The sequence below is a fragment of the Burkholderia sp. BCC1999 genome (genome assembly GCF_905339975.1).
Lineage (GTDB): Bacteria > Pseudomonadota > Gammaproteobacteria > Burkholderiales > Burkholderiaceae > Burkholderia.
Map to the genome: position 1 here is coordinate 58,145 of NZ_CAJPHP010000003.1, position 22,196 is coordinate 80,340.

Annotated in this window: 25 protein-coding genes; 8 read left to right on the forward strand and 17 right to left on the reverse strand. The window is 67.3% G+C overall.

Annotation, left to right across the window (positions count from 1 at the left end; genetic code table 11):
* Positions 1 to 118: 118 nt before the first annotated feature.
* From rplI to U5809_RS04940, 7 genes are all read right to left on the reverse strand, one after another.
* Entirely contained in the window at positions 119 to 571 is a 453-nt protein-coding gene (gene rplI / locus U5809_RS04910) for a 50S ribosomal protein L9 (RefSeq protein ID WP_021156519.1), read from the reverse strand.
* Between the two features lie 27 nt (positions 572 to 598).
* Positions 599 to 874, reverse strand: a complete 276-nt coding sequence (gene rpsR, locus U5809_RS04915; RefSeq protein ID WP_011657068.1) for a 30S ribosomal protein S18 — start codon at positions 872 to 874, stop codon at positions 599 to 601.
* Between the two features lie 4 nt (positions 875 to 878).
* A complete protein-coding gene (gene priB, locus U5809_RS04920; RefSeq protein ID WP_282505252.1) occupies positions 879 to 1,178 on the reverse strand; it encodes a primosomal replication protein N in 300 nt (99 codons plus the stop codon).
* Between the two features lie 40 nt (positions 1,179 to 1,218).
* Entirely contained in the window at positions 1,219 to 1,593 is a 375-nt protein-coding gene (gene rpsF, locus U5809_RS04925) for a 30S ribosomal protein S6 (RefSeq protein WP_004193673.1), read from the reverse strand.
* A gap of 241 nt (positions 1,594 to 1,834) precedes the next feature.
* Positions 1,835 to 2,731: an anti-sigma factor gene (locus U5809_RS04930; RefSeq protein WP_322085756.1), complete on the reverse strand. Its 897-nt coding sequence runs from the start codon at positions 2,729 to 2,731 to the stop codon at positions 1,835 to 1,837.
* The gene (locus tag U5809_RS04935) at positions 2,721 to 3,362 is read right to left on the reverse strand and encodes an RNA polymerase sigma factor (protein ID WP_282505266.1); all 642 of its coding nucleotides are present in this window, start codon (positions 3,360 to 3,362) and stop codon (positions 2,721 to 2,723) included. The genes U5809_RS04930 and U5809_RS04935 overlap by 11 nt, the downstream gene beginning before the upstream one ends.
* 162 nt (positions 3,363 to 3,524) lie before the next feature.
* Positions 3,525 to 4,436 (reverse strand): LysR substrate-binding domain-containing protein, encoded by a 912-nt coding sequence (locus U5809_RS04940; protein WP_322085757.1) that lies wholly within the window; start codon positions 4,434 to 4,436, stop codon positions 3,525 to 3,527.
* A 172-nt stretch (positions 4,437 to 4,608) separates the two neighbouring features.
* Here U5809_RS04940 and gcl point away from each other — a divergent pair, with 172 nt between their 5' ends.
* The 4 genes from gcl (at position 4,609) to lysM (ending at position 9,100) form a co-directional block, all read left to right on the forward strand.
* Positions 4,609 to 6,384, forward strand: a complete 1,776-nt coding sequence (gcl, locus tag U5809_RS04945; RefSeq protein WP_322085758.1) for a glyoxylate carboligase — start codon at positions 4,609 to 4,611, stop codon at positions 6,382 to 6,384.
* Between the two features lie 43 nt (positions 6,385 to 6,427).
* Complete coding sequence (gene hyi / locus U5809_RS04950) at positions 6,428 to 7,237, forward strand: hydroxypyruvate isomerase (protein WP_011657073.1); 810 nt, start codon at positions 6,428 to 6,430, stop codon at positions 7,235 to 7,237.
* Positions 7,238 to 7,278: 41 nt separating this feature from the next.
* Positions 7,279 to 8,172, forward strand: a complete 894-nt coding sequence (locus U5809_RS04955) for a 2-hydroxy-3-oxopropionate reductase (protein ID WP_176047230.1) — start codon at positions 7,279 to 7,281, stop codon at positions 8,170 to 8,172.
* A gap of 457 nt (positions 8,173 to 8,629) precedes the next feature.
* Positions 8,630 to 9,100, forward strand: a complete 471-nt coding sequence (gene lysM, locus U5809_RS04960) for a peptidoglycan-binding protein LysM (protein ID WP_011352321.1) — start codon at positions 8,630 to 8,632, stop codon at positions 9,098 to 9,100.
* 91 nt (positions 9,101 to 9,191) lie between these two features.
* Here the strand turns inward: lysM and U5809_RS04965 are convergent, their stop codons facing one another.
* Positions 9,192 to 10,214 carry an asparaginase gene (locus U5809_RS04965; protein ID WP_322085759.1) on the reverse strand — a complete coding sequence of 341 codons (1,023 nt, stop codon included), beginning with the start codon at positions 10,212 to 10,214 and terminating at the stop codon, positions 9,192 to 9,194.
* A gap of 271 nt (positions 10,215 to 10,485) precedes the next feature.
* Here U5809_RS04965 and U5809_RS04970 point away from each other — a divergent pair, with 271 nt between their 5' ends.
* The 3 genes from U5809_RS04970 (at position 10,486) to U5809_RS04980 (ending at position 12,318) form a co-directional block, all read left to right on the forward strand.
* Positions 10,486 to 10,776: a PsiF family protein gene (locus tag U5809_RS04970; protein WP_176047233.1), complete on the forward strand. Its 291-nt coding sequence runs from the start codon at positions 10,486 to 10,488 to the stop codon at positions 10,774 to 10,776.
* A 257-nt stretch (positions 10,777 to 11,033) separates the two neighbouring features.
* Complete coding sequence (locus tag U5809_RS04975; protein WP_322085760.1) at positions 11,034 to 11,483, forward strand: hypothetical protein; 450 nt, start codon at positions 11,034 to 11,036, stop codon at positions 11,481 to 11,483.
* A 247-nt stretch (positions 11,484 to 11,730) separates the two neighbouring features.
* The gene (locus tag U5809_RS04980; protein ID WP_059233959.1) at positions 11,731 to 12,318 is read left to right on the forward strand and encodes a YSC84-related protein; all 588 of its coding nucleotides are present in this window, start codon (positions 11,731 to 11,733) and stop codon (positions 12,316 to 12,318) included.
* 97 nt (positions 12,319 to 12,415) lie between these two features.
* Here the strand turns inward: U5809_RS04980 and U5809_RS04985 are convergent, their stop codons facing one another.
* From U5809_RS04985 to mltG, 9 genes are all read right to left on the reverse strand, one after another.
* Complete coding sequence (locus U5809_RS04985) at positions 12,416 to 13,480, reverse strand: glycosyltransferase family 4 protein (RefSeq protein WP_175848316.1); 1,065 nt, start codon at positions 13,478 to 13,480, stop codon at positions 12,416 to 12,418.
* A gap of 277 nt (positions 13,481 to 13,757) precedes the next feature.
* Positions 13,758 to 14,933: an AAA family ATPase gene (locus tag U5809_RS04990; protein ID WP_322085761.1), complete on the reverse strand. Its 1,176-nt coding sequence runs from the start codon at positions 14,931 to 14,933 to the stop codon at positions 13,758 to 13,760.
* Positions 14,934 to 14,969: 36 nt separating this feature from the next.
* The gene (locus U5809_RS04995) at positions 14,970 to 16,142 is read right to left on the reverse strand and encodes a mechanosensitive ion channel family protein (protein ID WP_322085762.1); all 1,173 of its coding nucleotides are present in this window, start codon (positions 16,140 to 16,142) and stop codon (positions 14,970 to 14,972) included.
* An 89-nt stretch (positions 16,143 to 16,231) separates the two neighbouring features.
* The gene (locus tag U5809_RS05000) at positions 16,232 to 16,588 is read right to left on the reverse strand and encodes a Rap1a/Tai family immunity protein (protein WP_006485939.1); all 357 of its coding nucleotides are present in this window, start codon (positions 16,586 to 16,588) and stop codon (positions 16,232 to 16,234) included.
* Positions 16,589 to 16,721: 133 nt separating this feature from the next.
* A complete protein-coding gene (locus tag U5809_RS05005; protein WP_309291302.1) occupies positions 16,722 to 17,432 on the reverse strand; it encodes an ankyrin repeat domain-containing protein in 711 nt (236 codons plus the stop codon).
* A gap of 45 nt (positions 17,433 to 17,477) precedes the next feature.
* Positions 17,478 to 18,257, reverse strand: coding sequence for a TatD family hydrolase (locus tag U5809_RS05010; protein WP_282505277.1), 780 nt, complete (start codon positions 18,255 to 18,257; stop codon positions 17,478 to 17,480).
* Between the two features lie 114 nt (positions 18,258 to 18,371).
* Entirely contained in the window at positions 18,372 to 19,400 is a 1,029-nt protein-coding gene (locus U5809_RS05015) for a DNA polymerase III subunit delta' (RefSeq protein WP_322085763.1), read from the reverse strand.
* A 19-nt stretch (positions 19,401 to 19,419) separates the two neighbouring features.
* On the reverse strand, positions 19,420 to 20,040 hold the full coding sequence (gene tmk / locus U5809_RS05020) for a dTMP kinase (protein ID WP_034188700.1): 621 nt from the start codon (positions 20,038 to 20,040) through the stop codon (positions 19,420 to 19,422).
* Positions 20,040 to 21,059 (reverse strand): endolytic transglycosylase MltG, encoded by a 1,020-nt coding sequence (gene mltG / locus U5809_RS05025; protein WP_322085764.1) that lies wholly within the window; start codon positions 21,057 to 21,059, stop codon positions 20,040 to 20,042. The genes tmk and mltG overlap by 1 nt, the downstream gene beginning before the upstream one ends.
* A 77-nt stretch (positions 21,060 to 21,136) precedes the next feature.
* Here mltG and U5809_RS05030 point away from each other — a divergent pair, with 77 nt between their 5' ends.
* Entirely contained in the window at positions 21,137 to 22,171 is a 1,035-nt protein-coding gene (locus U5809_RS05030; RefSeq protein ID WP_322085765.1) for a folate-binding protein, read from the forward strand.
* Positions 22,172 to 22,196 lie beyond the last annotated feature (25 nt).

The window sequence follows — 22,196 nt, forward strand, 5'->3', positions numbered from 1 at the left end:
AATAGATCGCAGCTGCGCTACCGCTGAGGCGATCGGGCAATAAAAAAGGCAGGCCCCGGTTGCCCGGGCGCCTGCCCTTGTCCGGACGGCGGAAGCCGCCCGGAAAGCTTGCGTACGCTTACGCGTGGTCGCCGATCACGTTGATCGTGACGTCGACGACGACGTCCGTGTGCAGCGCGACCTGGACGTTGTGCTCGCCGATCATCTTCAGCGGGCCTTCCGGCATGCGAACTTGCAGCTTCTCGACTTCGAAACCTGCCTTCTTCAGCAGTTCCGCGACGTCGCCGTTCGTGACCGAGCCGAACAGACGGCCGTCAACGCCCGACTTCTGCGTGATTTCGAACGACTGGCCGTTCAGCTTCTCGCCGACTGCCTGCGATGCTGCCAGCTTTTCAGCGGCGATCTTTTCGAGTTCAGCGCGGCGCACTTCGAATTCAGCGATCGCTTCCTTCGTTGCACGGCGAGCCTTGCGGTTCGGGATCAGGAAGTTGCGAGCGTAACCGTCCTTGACCTTGACGATGTCGCCGAGGTTGCCCAGATTGGCGACTTTTTCCAACAGAATGATTTGCATTCGAATTCTCCTTATGGCGTCGCCGAGTTACGCCTTGTGCTGATCGGTGTACGGCAGCAGCGCGAGGAAACGCGCACGCTTGATTGCCGTGTCGAGCTGACGCTGATAGTGCGCCTTCGTACCCGTCAGACGCGCCGGCGTGATCTTGCCGTTTTCGCCGATGAAGTCCTTCAGCGTTTCCGTGTCCTTGTAGTCGATCTGATCGACGCCTGCAGCCGTGAAACGGCAGAACTTCTTGCGCTTGAAGAGCGGGTTTTGTTGCTGACGACGCTTGTCGAATTTCTTACCAGTCGGGCGGGGCATGATTTCAGTCCTTTCCAATGTCCTGCAATGCTGTGATGTGAAACACCAAGGTTCTCGCGTTGCGGCTTTTCTTGGCCAGGAAGCCCGTGAACAGCGTTTCGACGCCCATTTCACGACTTTCCAGCCTGCCGCTCGCCTCACCGGCCGCCACCGCCTCGATCGTCATTTCGACCTGACGGCGGATGCCTGCTTCGACGACTTCCGTGCGGTGCTGCAATGTGGCGCTAGCGATCGGAACACCTGCCGGCGTATATCGCACCGGTGCGCGTTCGACGACGCTCGCCGTCAATTGCAACCTGTTCACGAGAGTGGCGCGCTCCTTGATGGCTTAATGAATGACGAACTTAAGCCTGCGCTTCGGTCGGCTGAGCTGCAGCCGCCTTCTTGGCTTCTTCGCGCTGAACTTCCTTCATCATCGGCGACGGGCCGGTTTCGGCCTTCTTCATCTTGACGATGAGGTGGCGCAGCACGGCGTCGTTGAACTTGAACGCGTGTTCGAGTTCGTCGAGCGTCGTCTGGTCGCACTCGATGTTCATGCAGACGTAGTGAGCCTTCGCGAGTTTCTCGATCATGTAGGCCAGTTGGCGACGGCCCCAGTCTTCGACGCGGTGGATCTGGCCGCCGTGCGACGTGATCGTGGACTTGTAGCGCTCGATCATCGCGGGCACTTGCTCGCTCTGATCGGGGTGCACGATGAATACGATTTCGTAATGACGCATTACACACTCCTTGTGGATTAAAGCCACCCGGGCGTCTGAACCGGTGTGGCAAGTGAGAAGCCGAAGATTCTAACCCGATTACGGGGCGCATGCAAGACCAATCAACGATCGGCGCGCGGATTCGGCCATGTTTTCAACGACTTGAACGGGCGGCCGGTGCGCACGGCCGCCCTTCAGTTCTTTTTTATCGGGGTCTGAACTCAAGTCGCGCGCGCACCGGCGCGCAGCAGCCATCGCGCCGTCACTCGCTGCGCGTGCCGGAAAGCCGCGCGTCGAGCGCCGTGCGGAACGCCGTGAGCGCCGACGGCTCGGCGTCGGTCACGGCCCACCACGTCATCCCGGCCGCGTCCCAGCGGTCGAGCGCATAACCCTGCGACACGGTCGTGTACGGCGCCGCGGGACCTTCCCCGGCCGGCCGCACGTAGACGTCGATCACATGCTGCCGGTAGCGGTAGACGAGCACCGCGACGCGACGCCGCCCAACGTAGTCGAGCCGGCCGCCGACCAGCGCGAAGCCGTTCGCCGCGAGATCCTCGACCGGCGGTGCGTAGTCGAGCCGGCCGTTGAACCACGGCTTGACCGTGTGCCGGTCGGTCGAGATCACGTCGATATCGCGCGCCGACAGGTCGGCCCGCACGTGGCTCGAGACGAGTTCGTCGACCGTGCGGTCGGTATCGGCGTGGCGCGCGGACAGCGTCATCCCGCCCGCCGCCGCGAGCGCCACCAGCAACGCGACGCCCCAGCCGAGCCCCGGTAATGCCGCGACGCGCGGCCCGGTGCCGGCCGTGGCCGGCCGTGCCGACCCGCCACTCCCCGGCAGCCAGGACCACCAGTTGCGCTCGCGCGGCCGCCGCTGCGACTGCGATCGGGATTCAGGCCGCGGCTCCGCCCGAGACGGCTCGCGGGCAGGCGCGTCGGCCGCGGCAGGCAGGCTCGCAAGAATGCTCGCCCGCAACGCATCCGGCGCACGGTGATAATCGGCCTGCCGCACGGCCTGCACCAGCGTGACGATACGCGCGCGTTCGCGGCGGCACGCGTCGCACCCTTCGACATGCTGCTGGACCCGCAACGCATCGGGCGCCGACAGCTCGCGGTCGACGTCCGCGTCCAGCAACGCTCGCGCTTCGTTACAGTCCATCGATAGCCTCCGATGCGGTTCCGCCGGCCGGCGTACGGCCCGGCCTGCCTTCGGGCGCCGGTGCCGGCGCGCCGCCCAGCAGCGCGGCGAGCTTGCGCCGGCCGCGCGCGAGCCGCGACATCACCGTGCCGACCGGCACGTCCGCGATCGCCGCGATCTCGCGATAACTCAGGTCCTCCATCTCGCGCAGCACGAGCACCTCGCGGTATTCGGGCGGCAGCTTCGCGAGCGCCGCATTCACGAGCCGCACGTTCTCGCCGCGCAGCAAGTGCGCCAGCGGATCCTCCGTCGCCGGCTGCCAGTCGTCGGGCACGTCGGTGTCGTCGAGCGTGTCGGGCAGCTCGACTTCGTGCGCATGCGTGCGGCGCCGCCACTCCGTGTACCAGGTGTGGCGCACGATCGTCAGCAGCCACGGCCGCGCATTGTCGCCGCGACACGAATCGACGAAGCGCAGCGCGCGCATGCACGCGTCCTGGACGACGTCGTCCGCGTCGCCGGCGTTGCCGCTCAGCCAGCGGGCGAGGTTGTACGCGGCGTCGAGATGCGGCAGCACGAGCACGCGAAACCGCTCTCCGCGCGCGACCGCATCGTCTGCCACCCGTTCATCGACCGCCTGTCCGGCTTGCGCCACATGACCTCCCTGGTCCCGGCGGCCGATGCCGCGCCCGTTCCGCGCACGGTGCCCGGACAGACCGGCAACGTGCGCGCTCGATGACCATACCGTTGCTGCGTCGAGTTTATTCCCGCGCCGGGCACACGAAGCGTAAAAAATCGCCGGGCCGCCCGCCTCCCGTTACGGCGTGGTGCTCCAGTAACCGGGGTGCGCATACGCGTCGCGCAGGTAGTCGATGAAATAGCGCACGCGCGCCGGCACGTAGCGCTGCTGCGGGTAGACCGCGAGGATGTCGTAGTCCGGCAGCGCGTATTCGTCGAGCACCGTCTCCAGCGCGCCCGTCTCGAGCTGCGCGGCAATTTCCCACGTCGAGCGCCAGCCGAGCCCGAGCCCCTCGGCCACCCAGCGGTGCAGCAGCTCGCCGTCGTTGCAGTCGAGGTTGCCGGCCACGCGCATCGTCGCGATCTTGCCGTGGCGCTGGAAATACCAGCCTCGGTTCTGCCCGCCCTGCAGGTTGAACGCGAGGCAGTTGTGCTTCAGCAGGTCGTCGAGCGACTTCGGCCGGCCGTGCCGCCGGAAATACTCGGGCGTGCCGCACACGACGCGCCGGTTCGACGCGAGCTTCACCGCGACGAAGTTCGGATCGACGGCGCCGCCGATCCGGATCGACAGGTCGTAGCCTTCGCGCACGAGATCGACGACGCGGTCGGTCAGGTTGAACGACAGCTGCATCTCGGGCTTGTCGACCAGAAAGCCGGGCGCGTGCGGCGCAACGTGCTTGCGCCCGAACGCGGCGGGCGCCGATACGATCAGGTGCCCGCTGACCGCACGCCGCCCGGCGGCCAGTTCGTTCTCGGCCTGGTCCCATTCGGACAGCAGCCCGCGGCAGCGCTCGAGGAACGCGGCGCCCTCCTCGCTGACCACCAGCCGCCGCGTCGAGCGGTACATCAGCTTCACGCCGAGGCGCTTCTCCAGCGCGTCGATGCGCCGCCCGAGCACCACCGGCGACACGCCCTCCTCGAGCGCCGCCGCCGCGAGGCTGCCGGCATCGGCCACCCGCACGAACGTCTCGATCTGCTTGAAGCGATCCATCTCCTGTCTCCGTCTCTGTTCCGGCCCCGGCGGGAAGCCCCGTCCGGCCGTCATTCCATACTTTTAGTTTCGAAATAAGCGACTCGGGCTGATCTTATCAAACCTTTCCTGCATCCCTAAAGTGTTCCCAACAGACCCATTCGCAAGATCCGCCACATTCAAGGAGACATTCATGGCCAAGATGAGAGCCGTCGACGCAGCAGTGCTCGTGCTCGAGAAAGAAGGCATCCAGACCGCGTTCGGCGTGCCGGGCGCAGCGATCAACCCGTTCTACTCCGCGATGCGCAAGTCGGGTGGCATCAGCCACGTGCTGGCGCGCCACGTCGAAGGCGCATCGCACATGGCCGAAGGCTTCACGCGTGCAGCCCCGGGCAACATCGGCGTGTGCATCGGCACGTCGGGCCCCGCCGGCACCGACATGATCACCGGTCTCTACTCCGCTTCCGCCGATTCGATTCCCATCCTCGCGATCACGGGCCAGGCGCCGCGTGCACGCCTGTACAAGGAAGACTTCCAGGCCGTCGACATCGAGTCGATCGCGAAGCCGGTCACGAAGTGGGCCGTCACCGTGCGCGAACCGGCGCTCGTGCCGCGCGTGTTCCAGCAGGCATTCCACCTGATGCGCTCGGGCCGTCCGGGCCCGGTGCTGGTCGACCTGCCGATCGACGTGCAGCTCGCCGAAATCGAATTCGACATCGACACGTATGAGCCGCTGCCGGTCTACAAGCCCGCGGCAACCCGCGCGCAGATCGAGAAGGCGCTCGCGATGCTCAACGACGCGGACAAGCCGCTGATCGTGTCGGGCGGCGGCGTGCTCAACGCAGCGGCCGAAGACCTGCTCGTCCAGTTCGCCGAAACGATCGGCGTGCCGGTGATCCCGACGCTGATGTCGTGGGGCGCGATTCCGGACGATCACCCGCTGATGGCCGGCATGGTCGGCCTGCAGACGTCGCATCGCTACGGCAACGCCACGATGCTCGCGTCCGACTTCGTGCTCGGCATCGGCAACCGCTGGGCGAACCGCCACACCGGCAGCGTCGAGGTCTACACGAAGGGCCGCAAGTTCGTGCACGTCGACATCGAGCCGACGCAGATCGGCCGCGTGTTCGGCCCGGATCTCGGCATCGTGTCCGACGCGAAGGCCGCACTCGAGCTGTTCGTCGCGGTCGCCCAGGAATGGAAGGCCGCCGGCAAGCTGAAGGACCGCAGCGCATGGGTCTCGGAATGCCAGGAACGAAAGCGCACGCTGCAGCGCAAGACGCACTTCGACAACGTGCCGGTCAAGCCGCAGCGCGTGTACGAAGAGATGAACAAGGTGTTCGGCCGCGATACCTGCTACGTCAGCACGATCGGCCTGTCGCAGATCGCCGCCGCGCAGTTCCTGCACGTGTTCAAGGCACGCAACTGGATCAACTGCGGCCAGGCAGGCCCGCTCGGCTGGACGATCCCCGCCGCGCTCGGCGTGCGTGCCGCCGACCCGAGCCGCCCGATCGTCGCGCTGTCCGGCGACTACGACTTCCAGTTCATGATCGAGGAACTGGCGGCCGGCGCGCAATTCAAGCTGCCGTACGTGCACGTCGTCGTGAACAACTCGTACCTCGGGCTGATCCGCCAGGCCCAGCGCGCGTTCGACATGGACTACTGCGTGCAGCTCGCGTTCGACAACGTGAATGCGCCGGAACTGAACGGTTATGGCGTCGACCACGTGGCCGTCGCGGAAGGCCTCGGCTGCAAGGCGCTGCGCGTGTTCAAGCCGGAAGAGATCGAGCCGGCGCTGCGCCAGGCGCAAACGCTCGCGGAAGAGTTCAGCGTGCCGGTGGTCGTCGAAGTGATCCTCGAGCGCGTGACGAACATCTCGATGGGCACCGAAATCGACGCGATCAACGAATTCGAGGAGCTCGCCGAAAAGGCCGAGCACGCACCGACCGCGATCTCGATGCTCGACTGAACCGCACGACATTTTTGACTGACCGACCGAAGAGGCTTAGCTCATGCCGAAGTTTGCTGCAAACCTGACCATGCTGTTCAACGAAGTGCCGTTCCTCGACCGCTTCAAGGCGGCCGCGGACGCGGGCTTCGACGCCGTCGAGTTCCTGTTCCCGTACCCGTACGCGAAAGAGGAACTCGCCGAGCGGCTCGAGACGCACCGCCTGCGCCTCGTGCTGCACAACCTGCCGGCCGGCAACTGGGACCAGGGCGAGCGCGGCATCGCGTGCCTGCCCGATCGCGTCGGCGAATTCCAGGAAGGTGTCGGTCGTGCGATCGAGTACGCGAAGGCACTGAAGGTGCCGCAGCTGAACTGCCTCGTCGGCATCCCGTCGGCCAGCACGGCGCGCGACAAGACGTTCGTCACGATCGTCGACAACCTGCGCTTCGCGGCCGACGCGCTGAAGCGCGAAGGCATCCGCCTGCTCGTCGAGCCGTGCAACAGCTTCGACATCCCGGGCTTCGCGCTGAACCGCTCGTCGGAAGGGCTCGACGTGATCCGCGCGGTCGGTTCGGACAACCTGTTCCTGCAGTACGACATCTATCACATGCAGCGCATGGAAGGCGAACTGGCCGCGACGATCGAACGCAACCTCGCATCGATCGGCCACGTCCAGCTCGCGGACAACCCGGGCCGTAACGAGCCGGGCACGGGCGAGATCAACTACGCGTTCCTGTTCGCGCTGCTCGACCGGCTGGGCTACGCCGGCTACGTCGGCTGCGAATACAAGCCCCGCACCACCACGACGGAAGGCCTCGGCTGGCTGCAAAGCGTTGCCGGCTGCGCACCGGGCTCGGCGCGTCGCGCCGCCTGAGTAGCGCCCTTCCCGTTTTCAGCCCTATAGGAGACTTTCACATGGCAACCATCGGTTTCATCGGCCTCGGCATCATGGGCGCGCACATGGCGCGCAACCTGCTCAAGGGCGACCACCAGCTCGTCGTGAACGGCGCGTTCCCCATTCCCGACGACTTGCGCGCGAGCGCCAAGGTCGTGGCGAACTCGACCGAAGTCGCGCAGAACGCGGACGTCATCGTCGTGATGGTGCCGGACACGCCCGACGTGCGTAACGTGCTGTTCGCCGACGACGGCGTCGCGAAGGGCCTGACGGCCGGCAAGCTCGTGATCGACATGAGCTCGATCTCGCCGCTCGACACGCAGGAGTTCGCGAAGCAGATCAACGCACTCGGCTGCGACTACCTCGACGCACCGGTGTCCGGTGGCGAAGTCGGCGCACGCGAAGCGTCGCTGACGATCATGGTCGGCGGCCCGGAAGCGGCCTTCGAGCGCGCAAAGCCGCTGTTCGAGAAGATGGGCAAGAACATCACGCTCGTCGGCGACAACGGCGCGGGCCAGACCTGCAAGGTCGCGAACCAGATCATCGTCGCGCTGAACATCGAAGCCGTCGGCGAAGCGCTGCTGTTCGCCGCACGCTCGGGCGCCGATCCGGAACGCGTTCGCCAGGCGCTGATGGGAGGCTTCGCCGCGTCGCGCATTCTCGAAGTGCACGGCGCGCGGATGACGAAGCGCACGTTCGATCCGGGCTTCCGCATCGAGCTGCACCAGAAGGACCTGAACCTCGCGCTCGACGGCGCACGCAAGCTCGGCCTCGCCCTGCCGCACACGGCAAGCGCTCAGCAGCTGTTCAGCGTGTGCGCATCGCACGGCGGCAAGGCATGGGATCACTCGGCACTCGTGCGCGCGCTCGAAATCATGTCGAACTTCGAGATCGGCCAGACGCCGGCCGCGTAACGCGACTGTCGCAACGCGCGTTTCCGCTGCAATGGCGGAGGCGCGCGACAGACTTGTGCGATCCGGCCACGGCCGGTCGCATCGATGCGCGAACACGCGCATCACGGTGGGGCGCCCCGCCCTGCATCGCCAATGGCGTGCGGGACGGGGCGAAAAACGCCGCTCTGGGCTGAGAGCGGCGTGGTGGGGTCCGCAGCGGCACCCGGCGGCGCCGGGGAAGCCTTGGTCGGTCAGACGTCGTCGTCGGGTGTCCGCCTGTCGGATTTTGCGTATTACATTTCTTTACGTTCAAGCGTGCGATTTTTCATGCAATCGTCGCGCTGAACGCCTACACTTTCGCCACGCCTTTCGAGAAAACCGCCGCGCTTGCGTTCACCTTCGGTGACCGCGCCCAGCGCGGTGTTTTTTTCGCCACTTCACGGCGCGTTTTCTTTTCAACCACCTAGGGAGTGCAGCGATGGGTCTTCTTTCGTTTATCAAAGAGGCGGGTGAAAAACTGCTGGGTCACGCCGACGCGCAAGCGGCGGAAGATCCGAATGCCGCGAACCAGACCGCGGCCGATGCGATCAAGAATTACATCAACACGCAAGGTCTCGACACGTCGAACCTGACCGTCGCGTTCGATGGCGCTTCGCGCACCGTCACGCTGTCGGGCAGCGTCGCCGACCTCGACACGAAAGCGAAGGTCAAGGTCGCGGCCGGCAACGTGCAGGGCGTCGCGGGCGTCAACGACGACGATCTGCAGCCGGACGATCCGGAAGTGCAGTACCACGACGTGAAGTCGGGCGACACGCTGTCGGCGATCGCCAAGGAAGTGTACGGCGACGCGAACAAGTACCCGGTGATCTTCGAAGCCAACAAGCCGATGCTGTCGAGCCCGGACCGGATCTACCCGGGCCAGAAGCTCGTGATTCCGCCGCAGTCCTGAGCATTCCTGCCGGACTGACGCAAAAAAGGCAGGCCGAATGGCCTGCCTTTTTTTCATGGGCGCCGCGCGCCGCCCGATCGGTACGTATCGGTTACAGCGTATCGAACGCGCGTTGCAGCGCGTCGCGATCGTGAATGCCGTTCGCGAGCGCGAGCATCAGCAGCACGCGCGCCTTGAACGGGTTCAGCGAACCCGCGCTGACGAAACCGAGCGCATCGTCGTTCGCGGCGCCGTTGCGCATCACATGCCCCGACCCGACGCGCGACGCGCGGACCACTGCCACGCCCGCCTTCACCGCATCGGCCAGTGCCGCCTGCAGCGTCGCGTGGATCGACCCGTTACCGGTGCCCGCGACGACGAGGCCGCGCACGCCGGCAGCCACCAGCGCGTCGACGGCCGTGCGCGTCACGCCCGCATAGCTCGTGACGACTTCGACGGGCGGCCAGGTCGCGGCGATCGCCAGCTGCGTGTCGCGCGAACGCGTGACACGGCGCGCGAATTCGACGCGTCCGTCCTGCACCCAACCGAGTGCGCCGAGCTCCGGCGACTGGAAGGCATCCACGGCATAGGTGCTCGTCTTCACGACGTCGCGCGCGCCGTGGATCCGGTTGTTGAACACGACCAGCACGCCCTGCCCGCACGCGGCCGGGTGGCCGGCCACCGTCACCGCGTTCAGCAGGTTCAGCGGGCCGTCGGACGACAGTGCGGTCGCCGGCCGCATCGCGGCCGTCAGCACGACCGGTTTGTCGCCTTTCACGACCAGATGCAGCGCGTACGCGGTTTCCTCGAGCGTGTCGGTGCCGTGCGTGATCACGATGCCGTCGACCGCCGGATCGGCCATCAGCGCGTCGATCCGCGCGGCGAGCGTGTTCCACAGCGGCAGCGCGAGATCCTTGCTGTCGATGCTGGCGACCTGTTCGGCGTCGATGCGCGCGACCGACGCGAGCGCCGGCACCGCGTCGACCAGGAAATTGACGCCGAGCGCGCCGGCCTGGTAGCCGGCCGTGCTGGCCGCGTCGGGGGCGGCGCCGGCGATCGTGCCGCCGGTAGCGAGCACGGCGATGCGCGGCAGCGCCGCCGCGGACGAAGGAGATGCGGAATTCGATGTATTCATGGCCGCGATTGTAATGGCTCGCGGCCGGGATCCGGCACGTTCCGGCGCAGCGGCCGACGCCGGCGGCCGCACGTCATGGTTTGTCCCGATCGCCCGGCCGCACGCGCCGTCAACGGCCGTGGCGTCCGCAACGTTATAGGAAGTGCCGTTTTGGTGTTTTCACATTGATTTGCCATAATCGGAGCGCACGGTGCGATGCGGCCCTATCCGCAACGCCGCGTGCTTCGTGACGGCGTCGATAACACGCAATTCACCCCATGGGAGTGTCGAAATGAAAATCCAATCGCTCGTAGCCGCAGTGCTTCTCGGCGGCATGCTGGCTTCCCCCGCATTCGCGGCGAACAGCCAGCAGGACAAGATGAAGGCCTGTAACACCCAGGCAGCCGGCAAGTCGGGCGACGAACGCAAGGCGTTCATGAAGGACTGCCTGTCGGCGAAGCCCGCGAAGGCGATGTCGCAGCAGGACAAGATGAAGGCCTGCAACACGCAAGCTACCGGCAAGAAGGGCGACGATCGCAAGGCGTTCATGAAGAGCTGCCTGAGCAATCAGCCGGCTGCCTGAGTCCCGGCGCTCCCGTATCGAATGCCGCGCACCGCTTCGGCGGGCGCGGCATTTTCGTTTTCGTTGCACGCGCATCGACACCCGCGCTTCCCGCCTGATTTCCCCTTCCCGCCCCGCTTTTCCTGCCCGCCGCCACATGGTGCGGCAATTCGCCGCGTTTTCTTCTATGATGGCTGCAACGCGGCCCACCCAAGTACAAGAAGCGCCATCGGGCCGCCCTCGAGACGGACGCGCACGCGCGTCAAACGGAGGCTTGGATGGCATGGAGACAACACCGCTGGTTCCGCCGCTGGCTGATCGTGATCGTGTTCTGGGCCGTGCCCGTCGCGATCGTCGCCGTTCGCGAGATCCGCGAGGAAATGGCCTACAACAAGGCGGACCTGCAGCTCGCGCTGACCACCTGGCAGCTCACCGACGCGCAGCAGGCCGCAGGCGCCGCCGCGAAGTGCCACGGGGAGCCTGACGAGGCGCGCGCGGCCGGCTGCCCGGTCGACGTGCTCGCCGCCAACGCGCCGCGCCAGCAGGCGGCCCGCGACGAATACGTGGTGCGCCGCAATACGCTCGCCGGCTACCTGTGGCACGCGTTCATCGGCTACTGGGTCGTCCCGGCCGCGTTCCTGTTCGCGTGCGGCGTCGTGATCGCGCTGATCCGCCGTGCGCTGCGCCGCCCCCCGATCAAGCCGCCGGTTCCGCCGGTCACGCACTGACGTACGCCGCAGGCGCTTGCCGCCCTCCCGCTCGACCGTCGAGTTCCCCGCGCGCGCCGACCGCGTGCGGGGCGCCCCGCACGCGCCGGCGCCGCTTCGTCCGTTGGCGCGCCGCGACACCCCCATGCGATTTGACGCTTTTTCATGCGCCGACGAAAAGAGGCTGTAATCCGCTGTGATATAACTGCCGACGTGATCCGCTTCATGAGCGAGACTCACTCCGAACATCATCCGATGGAGAAGAACGATGCAAAAACGGAATCTTGTGCTGAAAGCCGCCGCTGCGCTCATCGTCGGTAGCCTCGCGCTCACCGGTTGCACCACCACCCCGGACAAGCCGGACAACGCCGCGACCAACGCGTCGAAGCGCCAGTCGATCGACGCGAGCGTCGACGCCACGCTGTCGCGCATGTACTCCACGGTCAAGGGTTCGCGCGAACTCGTCGCGAAATCGCGCGGCGTGCTGGTGTTCCCCGAAGTGATCCAGGCCGGCTTCATCGTCGGCGGCCAGTCCGGCAACGGCGCGCTGCGCGTCGGCGGCAGCACGGTCGGCTACTACAACACGTCGTCGCTGTCGGTCGGCCTGCAGGCCGGTGCGCAGTCGAAGGCGATCGTGTTCCTGTTCATGACGCAGGAAGCGCTCGACGAATTCCGCGGCTCGGACGGCTGGGCAGCCGGTGCCGGCGCTTCAGTCGCACTCGTGAAGATGGGCGCGAACGGCGCGGTCGACACGACCACGGCCACCGCGCCGGTCCAGGTCGTCGTACTGACGAACGCGGGCCTGATGGGCGACGTGTCGATCAACGGCACGAAGGTCACGAAGCTCAAGATCTGACGCTGACGCCCGCGCCCCGCGCGGGCCATGCGAAAACGGCGATGTCCTTGCGGGCATCGCCGTTTTTTTTATCCGTCCGCGTGCTGCGTCGGACCGCTCAGGTCGTCGAGTCGATCACCTTGAAGCGCGAGCGCTTCTGCGCGCGGATCACCGACTGGTAGACGTCGACGTACTGCTGCGCCATCCGGCGCGACGTGAAGCGCTCCTCGAAGCGCTGCCGCACGCGCGCGCGCGGCAGCAGGTGCAGCCGGTTCACGGCCGCCACCGCGCTGATTTCATCCTCGACGATGAACCCCGACACGCCCTCGTCCACCACTTCGGGCACCGCGCCGCGATTGAACGCGATCACCGGCGTGCCGCACGACATCGCCTCGATCATCACGAGGCCGAACGGCTCCGGCCAGTCGATCGGAAACAGCAGCGCATGCGCGCCCGACAGGAATTCGGCTTTCTGGTGATCGGCGATCTCGCCGATGTATTCGACATGCGGCAACGCGAAGAGCGGCTTGATCTCGCGGTCGAAGTATTCCTGGTCGGCCGCGTCGATCTTCGCGGCGATCCGGATCGGCAGCCCGCACTGGCGCGCGATGCGAATCGCGGTATCGACGCGCTTTTCAGGCGAGATGCGGCCGAGGAACGCGAGATAGCGCGGCTCGACGGGCTGCGGCATGTAAAGCGTATCGGGTAGCCCGTGATAGACCGTCGTCAGCCATTTCGCCTGCGGCAGCGGCTGGCGCTGCGAGTTCGAAATCGAGATCACCGGCGCCGTATTGAACGTGTCGAACACCGGCTGCTGCTCGGGCAGGTCGAGCCGGCCGTGCAGCGTCGTCACGTACGGCGTTTCCTGCCGGTTGAATACCGAGAACGAGTAATAGTCCATGTGGAAATGGAGCACGTCGAAATCCTTCGCGCGGCGCGCGACCGTCTCCATCAGCAGCATGTGCGGGGCGACACGGTCGCGGATCGACGAATCGAGCCGCAGCGCGCGCGGCCAGACGGGCTCGAGCTTCGCCCGCGTCGTCGAATCGCCGCTCGCGAACAGCGTCACATCATGGCCGAGCTCGACGAGCGCCTCGGTGATGTAGGACACGACGCGCTCGGTGCCGCCGTACAGCTTCGGCGGCACGGATTCGGTCAGCGGGGCGATCTGCGCAATTCTCATGGTTCACGTCTCCTGTGTCCTGTCCCTTGCGGCACGGCCGGCGGGCGATTGCGCCATTGCGCTCGCCCTCCCCATGCAGCGCTGGCCGGCCTGGCACCGGCCGGATATTCCGACATTATTCGCGATCCCGATGCCCGGAACCGCCCGTCTTGCATTTTATGGGCGTTGTTACAGGCAGGATACATTCCGCTCGCGGGTCAGCCGCTCCGAACCGGGCGCGGACGGATCGATCCGCCCCCTTTAACGATACAGGAGGGAGAACCCGCTACCCGGCCCGTCAACGCGACGGCCACTTCCAGGCCGGCAGGTCGCGCGTGTCGGCATCGACGAGCGCGGTCGCGCCGAGCTGCTTGTCGAGCACCAGCGATTCGCAGCCGGCCTCGCGCTCGAGCGTCGCGATCAGCCGCGCCGCGTGCGACACGACGAGCACCTGCGAACGCTGCGCGGCCTGCGCGATCAGGCGGCCGAGCGCCGGCAGCAGATCGGGATGCAGGCTCGTCTCCGGTTCGTTCAGCACCATCAGCGCCGGCGGGCGCGGCGTCAGCAGCGCAGCCGCGAGCAACAGGTAGCGCAGCGTGCCGTCGGACAACTCGGCGGCCGCCAGCGGCCGCAGCAGCCCGGGCTGGCGCATCAGCACGTCGAAGCGGCCGCGGCCGCCCGGGTTGTCGATCTCGACCGACGCGCCGGGAAACGCGTCGTCGATCGCCGCATCGAGCGCCGCACCATCGCCGATTTCGCGGATTGTCTGCAGCGCGGCAGCCAGATCCGCGCCATCGTCCGCGAGCACCGGCGTATGGGTGCCGATATGCGACTGCCGCGCCGGCGCCTGCGCGTCGGTCCGGAAATGGTCGTAGAAACGCCACGAACGGATGCGCTCGCGAACCGCGATCATCTCGGGCGCACCGGTCGGATCGGCGAACTCGGTCATCATGCTGTCGAAGCTTGCGACCGGCTGCGGAATCGTCTGCCAGTCGCCCGACGCGGTGCGGGCGCGAATCTGCGCGCCCTGCCGGTCGACCAGCAGCGTCGACGGGCGCAGCAGCGCCCCGCCCCAGATGCATTCGCGCTTGACCACCGGATCGAGCCCGAACTGAGAATGGCTCGGAACCGGCAGGCCCAGATCGATCGAATAGCCGAAATCGTCGCACGCGAAGCCGAGCCTCAGGCTCACGGGGCCCTTGCGCACCGTGCCCGTGACCGGCGTATCGCCGGCCAGCATCGCGCGCGAGAAGCGCTCGGGGCCGGCCCACAGCGTCGACGGCAACCCGCCTTCACGGGCGAGCGACGGGATCACGCGGCCCTGCGCGGTATCGGCGAGCAGCCGCAGCGCGCGGTACACGCTCGACTTGCCGCTGCCGTTCGGCCCCGTGACGACGTTGAGCGCCGCAAGCGGCACGATCAGCTCGCGCAGCGAGCGGTAATTGGCGATGGCGAGCGTGTTCAGCGCGGTCATGGGAAAGAGGAATGGCAGACAGGCACCGGGCCGCACTCAGCGGCCTTCGGCGGCCTGCGGATCGGCAGCGGTATTGGCCGCCGTGCTGGCGGCGGGCGCCCGCGCGTGCGGCCGTTCGGGATTCGGTGCGTCCGGCGCGGATTCGTGCGGATACAGTTCCATCCGGCTGCGCGGCAGGCATTGCGGATAGCGGTCCTGCAGGTAGGCGATCAACCCTTCGCGCACGCGGCAGCGCAGATCCCAGCACGACGACGAATCGGCCGCGCTCACGAGCGCGCGCAACTGCATCGCGCGCTCCGTTGCGTCGGTCACCTGCAACACCTGCACGCGGCCGTCCCACTCGGGCGCCGCATGGACGAGCCGCGCGAGTTCCTCACGCAGCGGCGCGAGCGGCGTGCGGTAGTCGACCGACAGGTAGACCGTGCCGATGATTTCCGAGCTGCTGCGCGTCCAGTTCGTGAACGGATTCTCGATGATCCACTGCAGCGGCACGACGAGGCGCCGCTGGTCCCACAGCCGCACCGACACGAATGACCCGGTGATTTCCTCGATGCGCCCCCACTCGCCCTGGATCACGACCACGTCGTCGAGCCGGATCGGCTGCGTGAGCGCGATCTGCAGCCCGGCGATCAGGTTGCCGAGCACCGGCCGCGCGGCGATACCGGCGACCAGGCCCGCGACGCCGGCCGACGCCAGCAGGCTCGCGCCCACCTGACGCACGTTCGGGAACGTCATCAGCGCGGCGCCGGTACCGATGATCACGATCAGCACCATCACGGTCCGCACGAGCACCTTGGCCTGCGTATGGATGCGTCGCGCCTGGAGATTGTCGGCCGTATCGATCGGATGGGCCTGGATGATCGCGTCGCCGACGCCGGCCGCGAGCCGCACCAGCAGCCACGTGAGCGACACGATCGAACCGACCGCTGCCGCGGTGCGCATGCCGCGCACGAACGACATGCCGTCGTCCGCCTGGACCCACAGGAATTCGAGCGCCAGCAGCGCGAGCACGACGAGCGACGGCTTGTCGATGTAGCGCAGGATCGCGCTCATCAGCGGATACGGTTGCGCGACGCGCTTGACGATGCGTGCGCCGAGCCGGTGCACGATCGTGACGACCAGCATGACGATGACCGACACGGCCAGCGTGCCGAGCCACGAATGCAGCGGCGCATCGGCGATGCGCTGCAGTTCCTCGATTGAAATCATCGGCGCCCTCGGGTGATGAGGCGCACGCGCCTCGTCCTGGATGCGTCGGCGACGTCCGGGCCGCGCACGCGCCCGGACACGGCGTCAGGTCAGTTGCCGCTCCTGCACGGAAACGCCTTGCCGAGACCGAGCGACACCGCGGTGCTCGCGTTGTAGTCGGCGAGCTTCGGATTTTCCGCGATGTACTTGCGCACCGCGTCGGTCATCTGCTGCGCCCGGATGTCGGGCGGCAGGCAGAAATACTGACCGACGCGCGGCCCCGTGGTGCCGCCGATCGCGTCGATCGTGTTGTAGACGCCGTCGGCGGCGCCTTCGATATAGGCCGCGCACGACGCCCGCGACTTGACGTCCGTCTTCGCGCACAGCCGGTCGAGATCCGCGCCCGTGAAAGCCGCCGCCGACAACGGTACGGCAAACGCCGCGGCACAAAACATTGCGCGCAACATGGTGTTCCTTATGTCAATGCGGCCCGAGACCGCCTGCTGCCTTGGCCGGCGCGCCACCGGGCACCCTGCTCCGGCCGGAATCCGGCCGGGCGGGCGCACCGCCCGCCGCCCTGGCCGGTCGCACCGAAAACCGTCATTTTGCACTCTTTTGCGCATCTGCCGGCGCCGATCCGCCGACGCGCTCGGTCCGCTTGCTCAGGATGTCGATCGCGTCCGGCGCCTTGTAGTGCTTCGCGAACTCGAGCGCGGTGATGCCGAGCTGGTTCTTCACCTGCGGATCGGCACCCTGGTCGAGCAGCAGGTTGACCGTCGAAGCATGGTTGCCGCGCGCCGCCATCATCAGCGGGGTCGTGCCGTTCGGCGACGCGGTGTCGATGTAGGCGTCGTGATCGAGCAGCAGCTTGACGACCGCGTCCTGGCCATTGGTCGCCGCGTAGTGCAGCGGCGCCCAGCCCTTCTTGCTGACTTCCGCGCCCTTGTCGATCAGCAGCTTCGCGAGGCCGACGTCGCCGTTCAGTGATGCCAGCATCAGCGCGTTCTCGCCGGCCTTGTCTTCCTTCTCGAGGTCGACGTTCGGCGTCGTCGCGATCGCGGCCGCAACCTTGTCCGACTTCTCGCGGGCGGCGATCACCAGGATCGGATCGCCGTTCGGCGCGAGCGTGTTCGGGTCGAGCTTGCCGCTCTTGAGTTGCTTGCCGATGTCGGCGATGTCGTCGAACTTGACGGCCTTGACGATCGCGTCGAGCGACTCGGCATGCGCGCCGGCGGCGGCGAACAGGCCGCTCGCGACCAGCGCGGCGGCGACGAGTGCGCGTTTGGGCAGATGATTGGTCGGCTTCGTCATTGTTGTGGGCTCCTTCCCTGGGTTGTATCGGCTGCGCGCACGTCGTTAGCGGGCGATCTTGAACAGCCGGAAAAAGTTCTGCGTCGTCGCATCGGCGAGCGCCTCGACGGCGATCCCGCGTTCGGATGCGATAAAGCGTCCGACATGGCTGACGTACGCAGGTTCATTCGGCTTGCCGCGATACGGCACCGGCGCGAGGTACGGCGAGTCGGTCTCGATCAGCAGCCGCTCGAGCGGCACGCGGCGCGCGACGTCCTGCACGTCGGTCGCATTCTTGAACGTGACGATGCCCGACAGCGAGATATGGAAGTTCTGGGCGAGCGCCTGCTCGGCGACGGACCACGGCTCGGTGAAGCAATGCATCACGCCGCCCGGCACGTCCGCGCGCTCCTCGGCCATGATCCGCAGCGTGTCTTCCGACGACGAGCGCGTATGGATGATCAGCGGCTTCATCGTCGCGGTCGCCGCGCGGATGTGCGTGCGAAAGCGTTCGCGCTGCCATTCCATGTCGGCGATCGAGCGGCCTTCGAGGCGGTAATAGTCGAGGCCCGTTTCGCCGATCGCGACGACCTTCGGGTGCGCGGCCAGCTCGACAAGCTCCGCGAGCGTCGGCTCGCGCGCCTCCTCATGATCGGGATGCACGCCGACCGACGCGTAGACGTTATCGTGCGCGTCCGCGATCGCGAGCACGTCGGGCAGCGTCTCGAAATCGACGGACACGCACAGCGCGTGCGTGACGTCATGCTCGCGCATGTTCTCGAGAACGGCCGGCAAGCGGTCGGCCAGGCCCTTGAAATTGATGTGGCAGTGAGAGTCGACGAACATCGTGTTTCCTGAATACGTAAGGCGCGCGCTCAAGCGCTCGCCGGCAGGCGACGACGGGCCGCGTCGCCGAGTGATCCGTTCACCGTTTCGCAATTCACGGGAAGCAATGCTGGATCACGCGAACATTTCCCGATATCCGAGAAACAATTCCTCGAATACGAGCCGCGCGTTGAGCGGATGGTTCTCGACCGTCCGCTGCCGCGTCACGGCTTTCATGAAGCGTGCGAATGCGTTCGCGTCGACCGACTCCGCGCAGCGCGCGAGCGCCGCCGCGTGCGTCGGGAAGTAGCGCGGCGCGCCCGCCATCCGCTGCGCGAGCAGATCGTACAACCAGCGCTGCAGCCAGCCGAGCACCAGCGGCACCGGCAGCTTCTGCAGCGTCTCGCCGCACGCGAACGGATCGCATTGCGCACCGGCCGCGAGCTGCCCGAGCGTGTAGTCGCGCAGCGGGCGGTTCTCGTCGCTCGCGAGCGCCAGCGCGGCAAGCGGCGCGCCGCCGGCTTCCGCAAGCAGCGCGCCCGCATGGTCGACGCCCTGCGCCGTGAGCCATGCCTCGGCCGCGTCGGGCGCCGGCACCGTCATCGGCCACTGCCGGCAGCGGCTGATGATCGTCGGCAGCAGGCGGTCGATGCGCGCCGACACGAGCAGGAACACGACGCCGGACGGCGGCTCCTCCAGCGTTTTCAGCAGCGCGTTCGACGCGGCGACGTTGAGCGCCTCGGCCGGATACAGCACGACGACGCGCGCGCCGCCGCGGTGCGAGCCGACCCCGCAGAAGTCGAGCAGCGCGCGCACCTGCTCGATCTTGATTTCCTTGCTCGGCGCACGCGTCTTCTTGCCGCCGTCGTCGGCATCGGCCGGCTTCGCGTCGTCCGCGGCGCCCGGCGCCTCGCCGGCCAGCGCCTCGGGCAGCACGATCCGGTAGTCCGGGTGGTTGCCCTGCGAGAACCACGTGCAGGCCGCGCAGGCGCCGCACGGCTCGCCGTTCGGCTGCGGCGATTCGCACAGGAAGCCCTGTGCGAGATGTTGCGCGAACTGCAGCTTGCCGATCCCGGCCTGGCCGTGCAGCAGCAGCGCATGCGGCCATTGCGCGCGCAGTTGCTGCAGGCGGTTCCAGTCGTCGGTCTGCCACGGATAGATCATGTGGTGCGTTCCTTGCGGGTTACAGCGCGGCGAGCACGCGTTCGAGCTGCTGGCGGATCTCGGGAATCGACTGCGTTGCGTCGACGATCGCGAAACGGTGCGGCGCCTCTTCCGCACGCCGCAGGTATTCGCCGCGCGTGCGCGAGAAGAACGCGTCCGACTCGCTTTCGAACTTGTCGGGCATGCGCGCGGCGCCGCGGCGCTCGCTCGCGACGTGCGGCGCGACGTCGAACAGCACCGTGAGGTCGGGCTGGAACCCGCCCTGCACCCAGCGCTCGAGCGTCTCGAGCTTGTCGCGCGGCAGCCCGCGGCCGCCGCCCTGATACGCGAACGTCGCGTCGGTGAAACGGTCGGACACGACCCAGTCGCCGCGCGCGAGCGCCGGCTCGATCACGAGCGCCAGATGCTCGCGGCGCGCGGCGAACATCAGCAGCGCTTCCGTCTCGAGATCCATCGGCTGGTTCAGCAGGATCTCGCGCAGTTTCTCGCCGAGCTGCGTGCCGCCCGGCTCGCGGGTGACGACGACCTGCCTGCCGGCCGCGGCCAGCTTGCCCTGGAGCCGTTCGCAGAACCATTGCAGGTGGGTGGTCTTCCCCGCCCCGTCGATGCCTTCGAACGTGATGAATTTACCGCTCGCCATTATTGACCTCGTATGTACTTGTCCACGGCCTTGTTGTGATCGCCCAGCGTGTCCGAGAACACGCTCGTGCCGTCGCCCTTCGCGACGAAATAGAGCGCGCTCGTCTGTGCCGGATTGATCGCCGCCTGCAGCGCGGCTACGCCCGGCAACGCGATCGGCGTCGGCGGCAGGCCGCGTCTTGTGTAGGTATTGTAAGGAGTGTCGGCCTGCAGGTCGCGCTTGCGCAGGCGGCCGTCGTATGCGTCGCCGAGGCCATAGATCACCGACGGATCGGTCTGCAGCGGCATGCCGATCCGCAACCGGTTCGCGAACACGGCCGCGACGAATGCGCGGTCGGCCGCGTGGCCCGTTTCCTTCTCGACGATCGACGCGATCGTCAGCGCTTCGTAAGGCGACTTGTACGGCAACCCCGGTACGCGCGCGGCCCACGCCTCGTCGAGACGCGTCTGCATCAGATGGTACGCACGCCGGTAGATGTTCAGGTCGCTCGTGCCCTTGTCGAACAGGTAGGTATCGGGGAAGAACAGCCCCTCGCCGCTGCCGCGCTGCACGGCGCTCTCCGGCGCGCCGATCGCGCGCAGCAGCTCGGCGTCGCTCATGCCGGCCGTCGAGTGCGACAGATCGGGATTCGCATCGAGTTCCGCGCGCATCCGCTTGAAGGTCCAGCCTTCGATGACCGTCGCGACATACTCGTTCACGTCGCCGCGCGCGATCTTCTGCAGCACCTCGTAAGGCGTGATCCCGGTCTTGAATTCGTAGTTGCCGGACTTGAGCCGGCTCGACAGCCCGAGCACGCGCGTCATCGCGACGAACCCGAACGGCTCGACCGGCACGCCGCCGCGCTTGAGCTGCAGCGCGACGCTCTTCACGGTGCTGCGCGGCTTGATCGTGACGTCGAGCGATGCCGAGCCCAGCAGCAGCGGCCGGGTCGCCCAGTAATATCCGCCGCCCGCGCCGGCAGCGGCCACAACGACGGCCAGCGCCACGATCGTCGCGGCGCATTTCTTCAGTAGGGACATGGAAACGTGACTCAGGTAAGACCCATATAATACTTGCTCGCCTCCGTCAAAGTCAGGGTTGACTGTTCCCTCATTCCATGAGCACACCGTTCGCTTCACCGGCTGCCCAGGCCGCATCTGCCTCGCTCCCCGTTTTCCCCCGCCCGTCCGCCGCCGATTTCGATGCGCCGGGCGCCTGCATGCCGCTGCCGCAGTTCGGCGTGATCGACGTGGCCGGCGACGACGCCGCCACGTTCCTGCACAGCCAGCTGACCAACGACATCGAGCATCTCGATGCCGCGAGCGCGCGGTTGTCCGGCTATTGCTCGCCGAAGGGGCGCCTCCTCGGCTCGTTCCTCACGTGGCGCGCCGGTCATGGCGTGCGCCTGCTCGTGTCGAAGGATGTCCAACCCGCCGTGCAGAAGCGGCTGTCGATGTTCGTGCTGCGCGCGAAGGCGAAGCTGACGGACGCGAGCGACACGCTCGCGGTGGCCGGCTTCGCGGGCGACGTGCGCGACGCGCTGTCGGGCATCTTCGATGCGCTGCCGGACGGCGTGCACGTGAAGGTCGACGGCCCGGCCGGCGCGCTGATCCGCGTGCCCGACGCAGCCGGCCGCAAGCGCTATCTGTGGATCGGTCCGCGTGCGGAAGTCGACGCGCGCCTCGCGGCGCTCGCCGGCACGCTGCCGGTCGTGTCGCCGGCCGTGTGGGACTGGCTCGACGTGCGCGCGGGCGAGCCGCGCATCACGCAGCCGGCCGTCGAACAGTTCGTGCCGCAGATGGTCAACTTCGACGTGATCGGCGCCGTTAACTTCAGGAAAGGGTGCTACCCGGGCCAGGAAATCGTCGCACGCAGCCAGTACCGCGGCACGATCAAGCGCCGCACCGCGCTCGCGCACGTCGCCGGCGACACCGATACCGTGCATGCCGGCGTCGAGCTGTTCCACAGCGACGATCCGGGCCAGCCGTGCGGGATGATCGTCAATGCGGCGGCCGCGCCCGCGGGCGGCGTCGATGCGCTCGTCGAGATCAAGCTCGCCGCGCTCGACAGCGGCACGGTGCACCTCGGTTCCGCCGACGGCCCGGCGCTCGCGTTCGACGCGCTGCCGTACGCCTGGCCGACGGAAGTGTGACGCACTGACAACCCGTTCGGGCGCA

Coding starts and splice junctions, on each gene's coding strand:
- U5809_RS05030 (WP_322085765.1), top strand. CDS start 21,137: ATGAGCACACCGTTCGCTTCACCGGCTGCCCAGGCCGCATCTGCCTCG.
- U5809_RS05000 (WP_006485939.1), bottom strand. CDS start 16,588: ATGTTGCGCGCAATGTTTTGTGCCGCGGCGTTTGCCGTACCGTTGTCG.
- gcl (WP_322085758.1), top strand. CDS start 4,609: ATGGCCAAGATGAGAGCCGTCGACGCAGCAGTGCTCGTGCTCGAGAAA.
- rpsR (WP_011657068.1), bottom strand. CDS start 874: ATGCCCCGCCCGACTGGTAAGAAATTCGACAAGCGTCGTCAGCAACAA.
- U5809_RS04930 (WP_322085756.1), bottom strand. CDS start 2,731: ATGGACTGTAACGAAGCGCGAGCGTTGCTGGACGCGGACGTCGACCGC.
- U5809_RS04940 (WP_322085757.1), bottom strand. CDS start 4,436: ATGGATCGCTTCAAGCAGATCGAGACGTTCGTGCGGGTGGCCGATGCC.
- U5809_RS05015 (WP_322085763.1), bottom strand. CDS start 19,400: ATGATCTATCCGTGGCAGACCGACGACTGGAACCGCCTGCAGCAACTG.
- rplI (WP_021156519.1), bottom strand. CDS start 571: ATGCAAATCATTCTGTTGGAAAAAGTCGCCAATCTGGGCAACCTCGGC.
- U5809_RS04990 (WP_322085761.1), bottom strand. CDS start 14,933: ATGACCGCGCTGAACACGCTCGCCATCGCCAATTACCGCTCGCTGCGC.
- mltG (WP_322085764.1), bottom strand. CDS start 21,059: ATGTCCCTACTGAAGAAATGCGCCGCGACGATCGTGGCGCTGGCCGTC.
- rpsF (WP_004193673.1), bottom strand. CDS start 1,593: ATGCGTCATTACGAAATCGTATTCATCGTGCACCCCGATCAGAGCGAG.
- U5809_RS04975 (WP_322085760.1), top strand. CDS start 11,034: ATGGCATGGAGACAACACCGCTGGTTCCGCCGCTGGCTGATCGTGATC.
- U5809_RS04995 (WP_322085762.1), bottom strand. CDS start 16,142: ATGATTTCAATCGAGGAACTGCAGCGCATCGCCGATGCGCCGCTGCAT.
- tmk (WP_034188700.1), bottom strand. CDS start 20,040: ATGGCGAGCGGTAAATTCATCACGTTCGAAGGCATCGACGGGGCGGGG.
- U5809_RS04980 (WP_059233959.1), top strand. CDS start 11,731: ATGCAAAAACGGAATCTTGTGCTGAAAGCCGCCGCTGCGCTCATCGTC.
- hyi (WP_011657073.1), top strand. CDS start 6,428: ATGCCGAAGTTTGCTGCAAACCTGACCATGCTGTTCAACGAAGTGCCG.
- lysM (WP_011352321.1), top strand. CDS start 8,630: ATGGGTCTTCTTTCGTTTATCAAAGAGGCGGGTGAAAAACTGCTGGGT.
- U5809_RS04970 (WP_176047233.1), top strand. CDS start 10,486: ATGAAAATCCAATCGCTCGTAGCCGCAGTGCTTCTCGGCGGCATGCTG.
- U5809_RS04955 (WP_176047230.1), top strand. CDS start 7,279: ATGGCAACCATCGGTTTCATCGGCCTCGGCATCATGGGCGCGCACATG.
- U5809_RS05005 (WP_309291302.1), bottom strand. CDS start 17,432: ATGACGAAGCCGACCAATCATCTGCCCAAACGCGCACTCGTCGCCGCC.
- U5809_RS04965 (WP_322085759.1), bottom strand. CDS start 10,214: ATGAATACATCGAATTCCGCATCTCCTTCGTCCGCGGCGGCGCTGCCG.
- U5809_RS04985 (WP_175848316.1), bottom strand. CDS start 13,480: ATGAGAATTGCGCAGATCGCCCCGCTGACCGAATCCGTGCCGCCGAAG.
- U5809_RS05010 (WP_282505277.1), bottom strand. CDS start 18,257: ATGTTCGTCGACTCTCACTGCCACATCAATTTCAAGGGCCTGGCCGAC.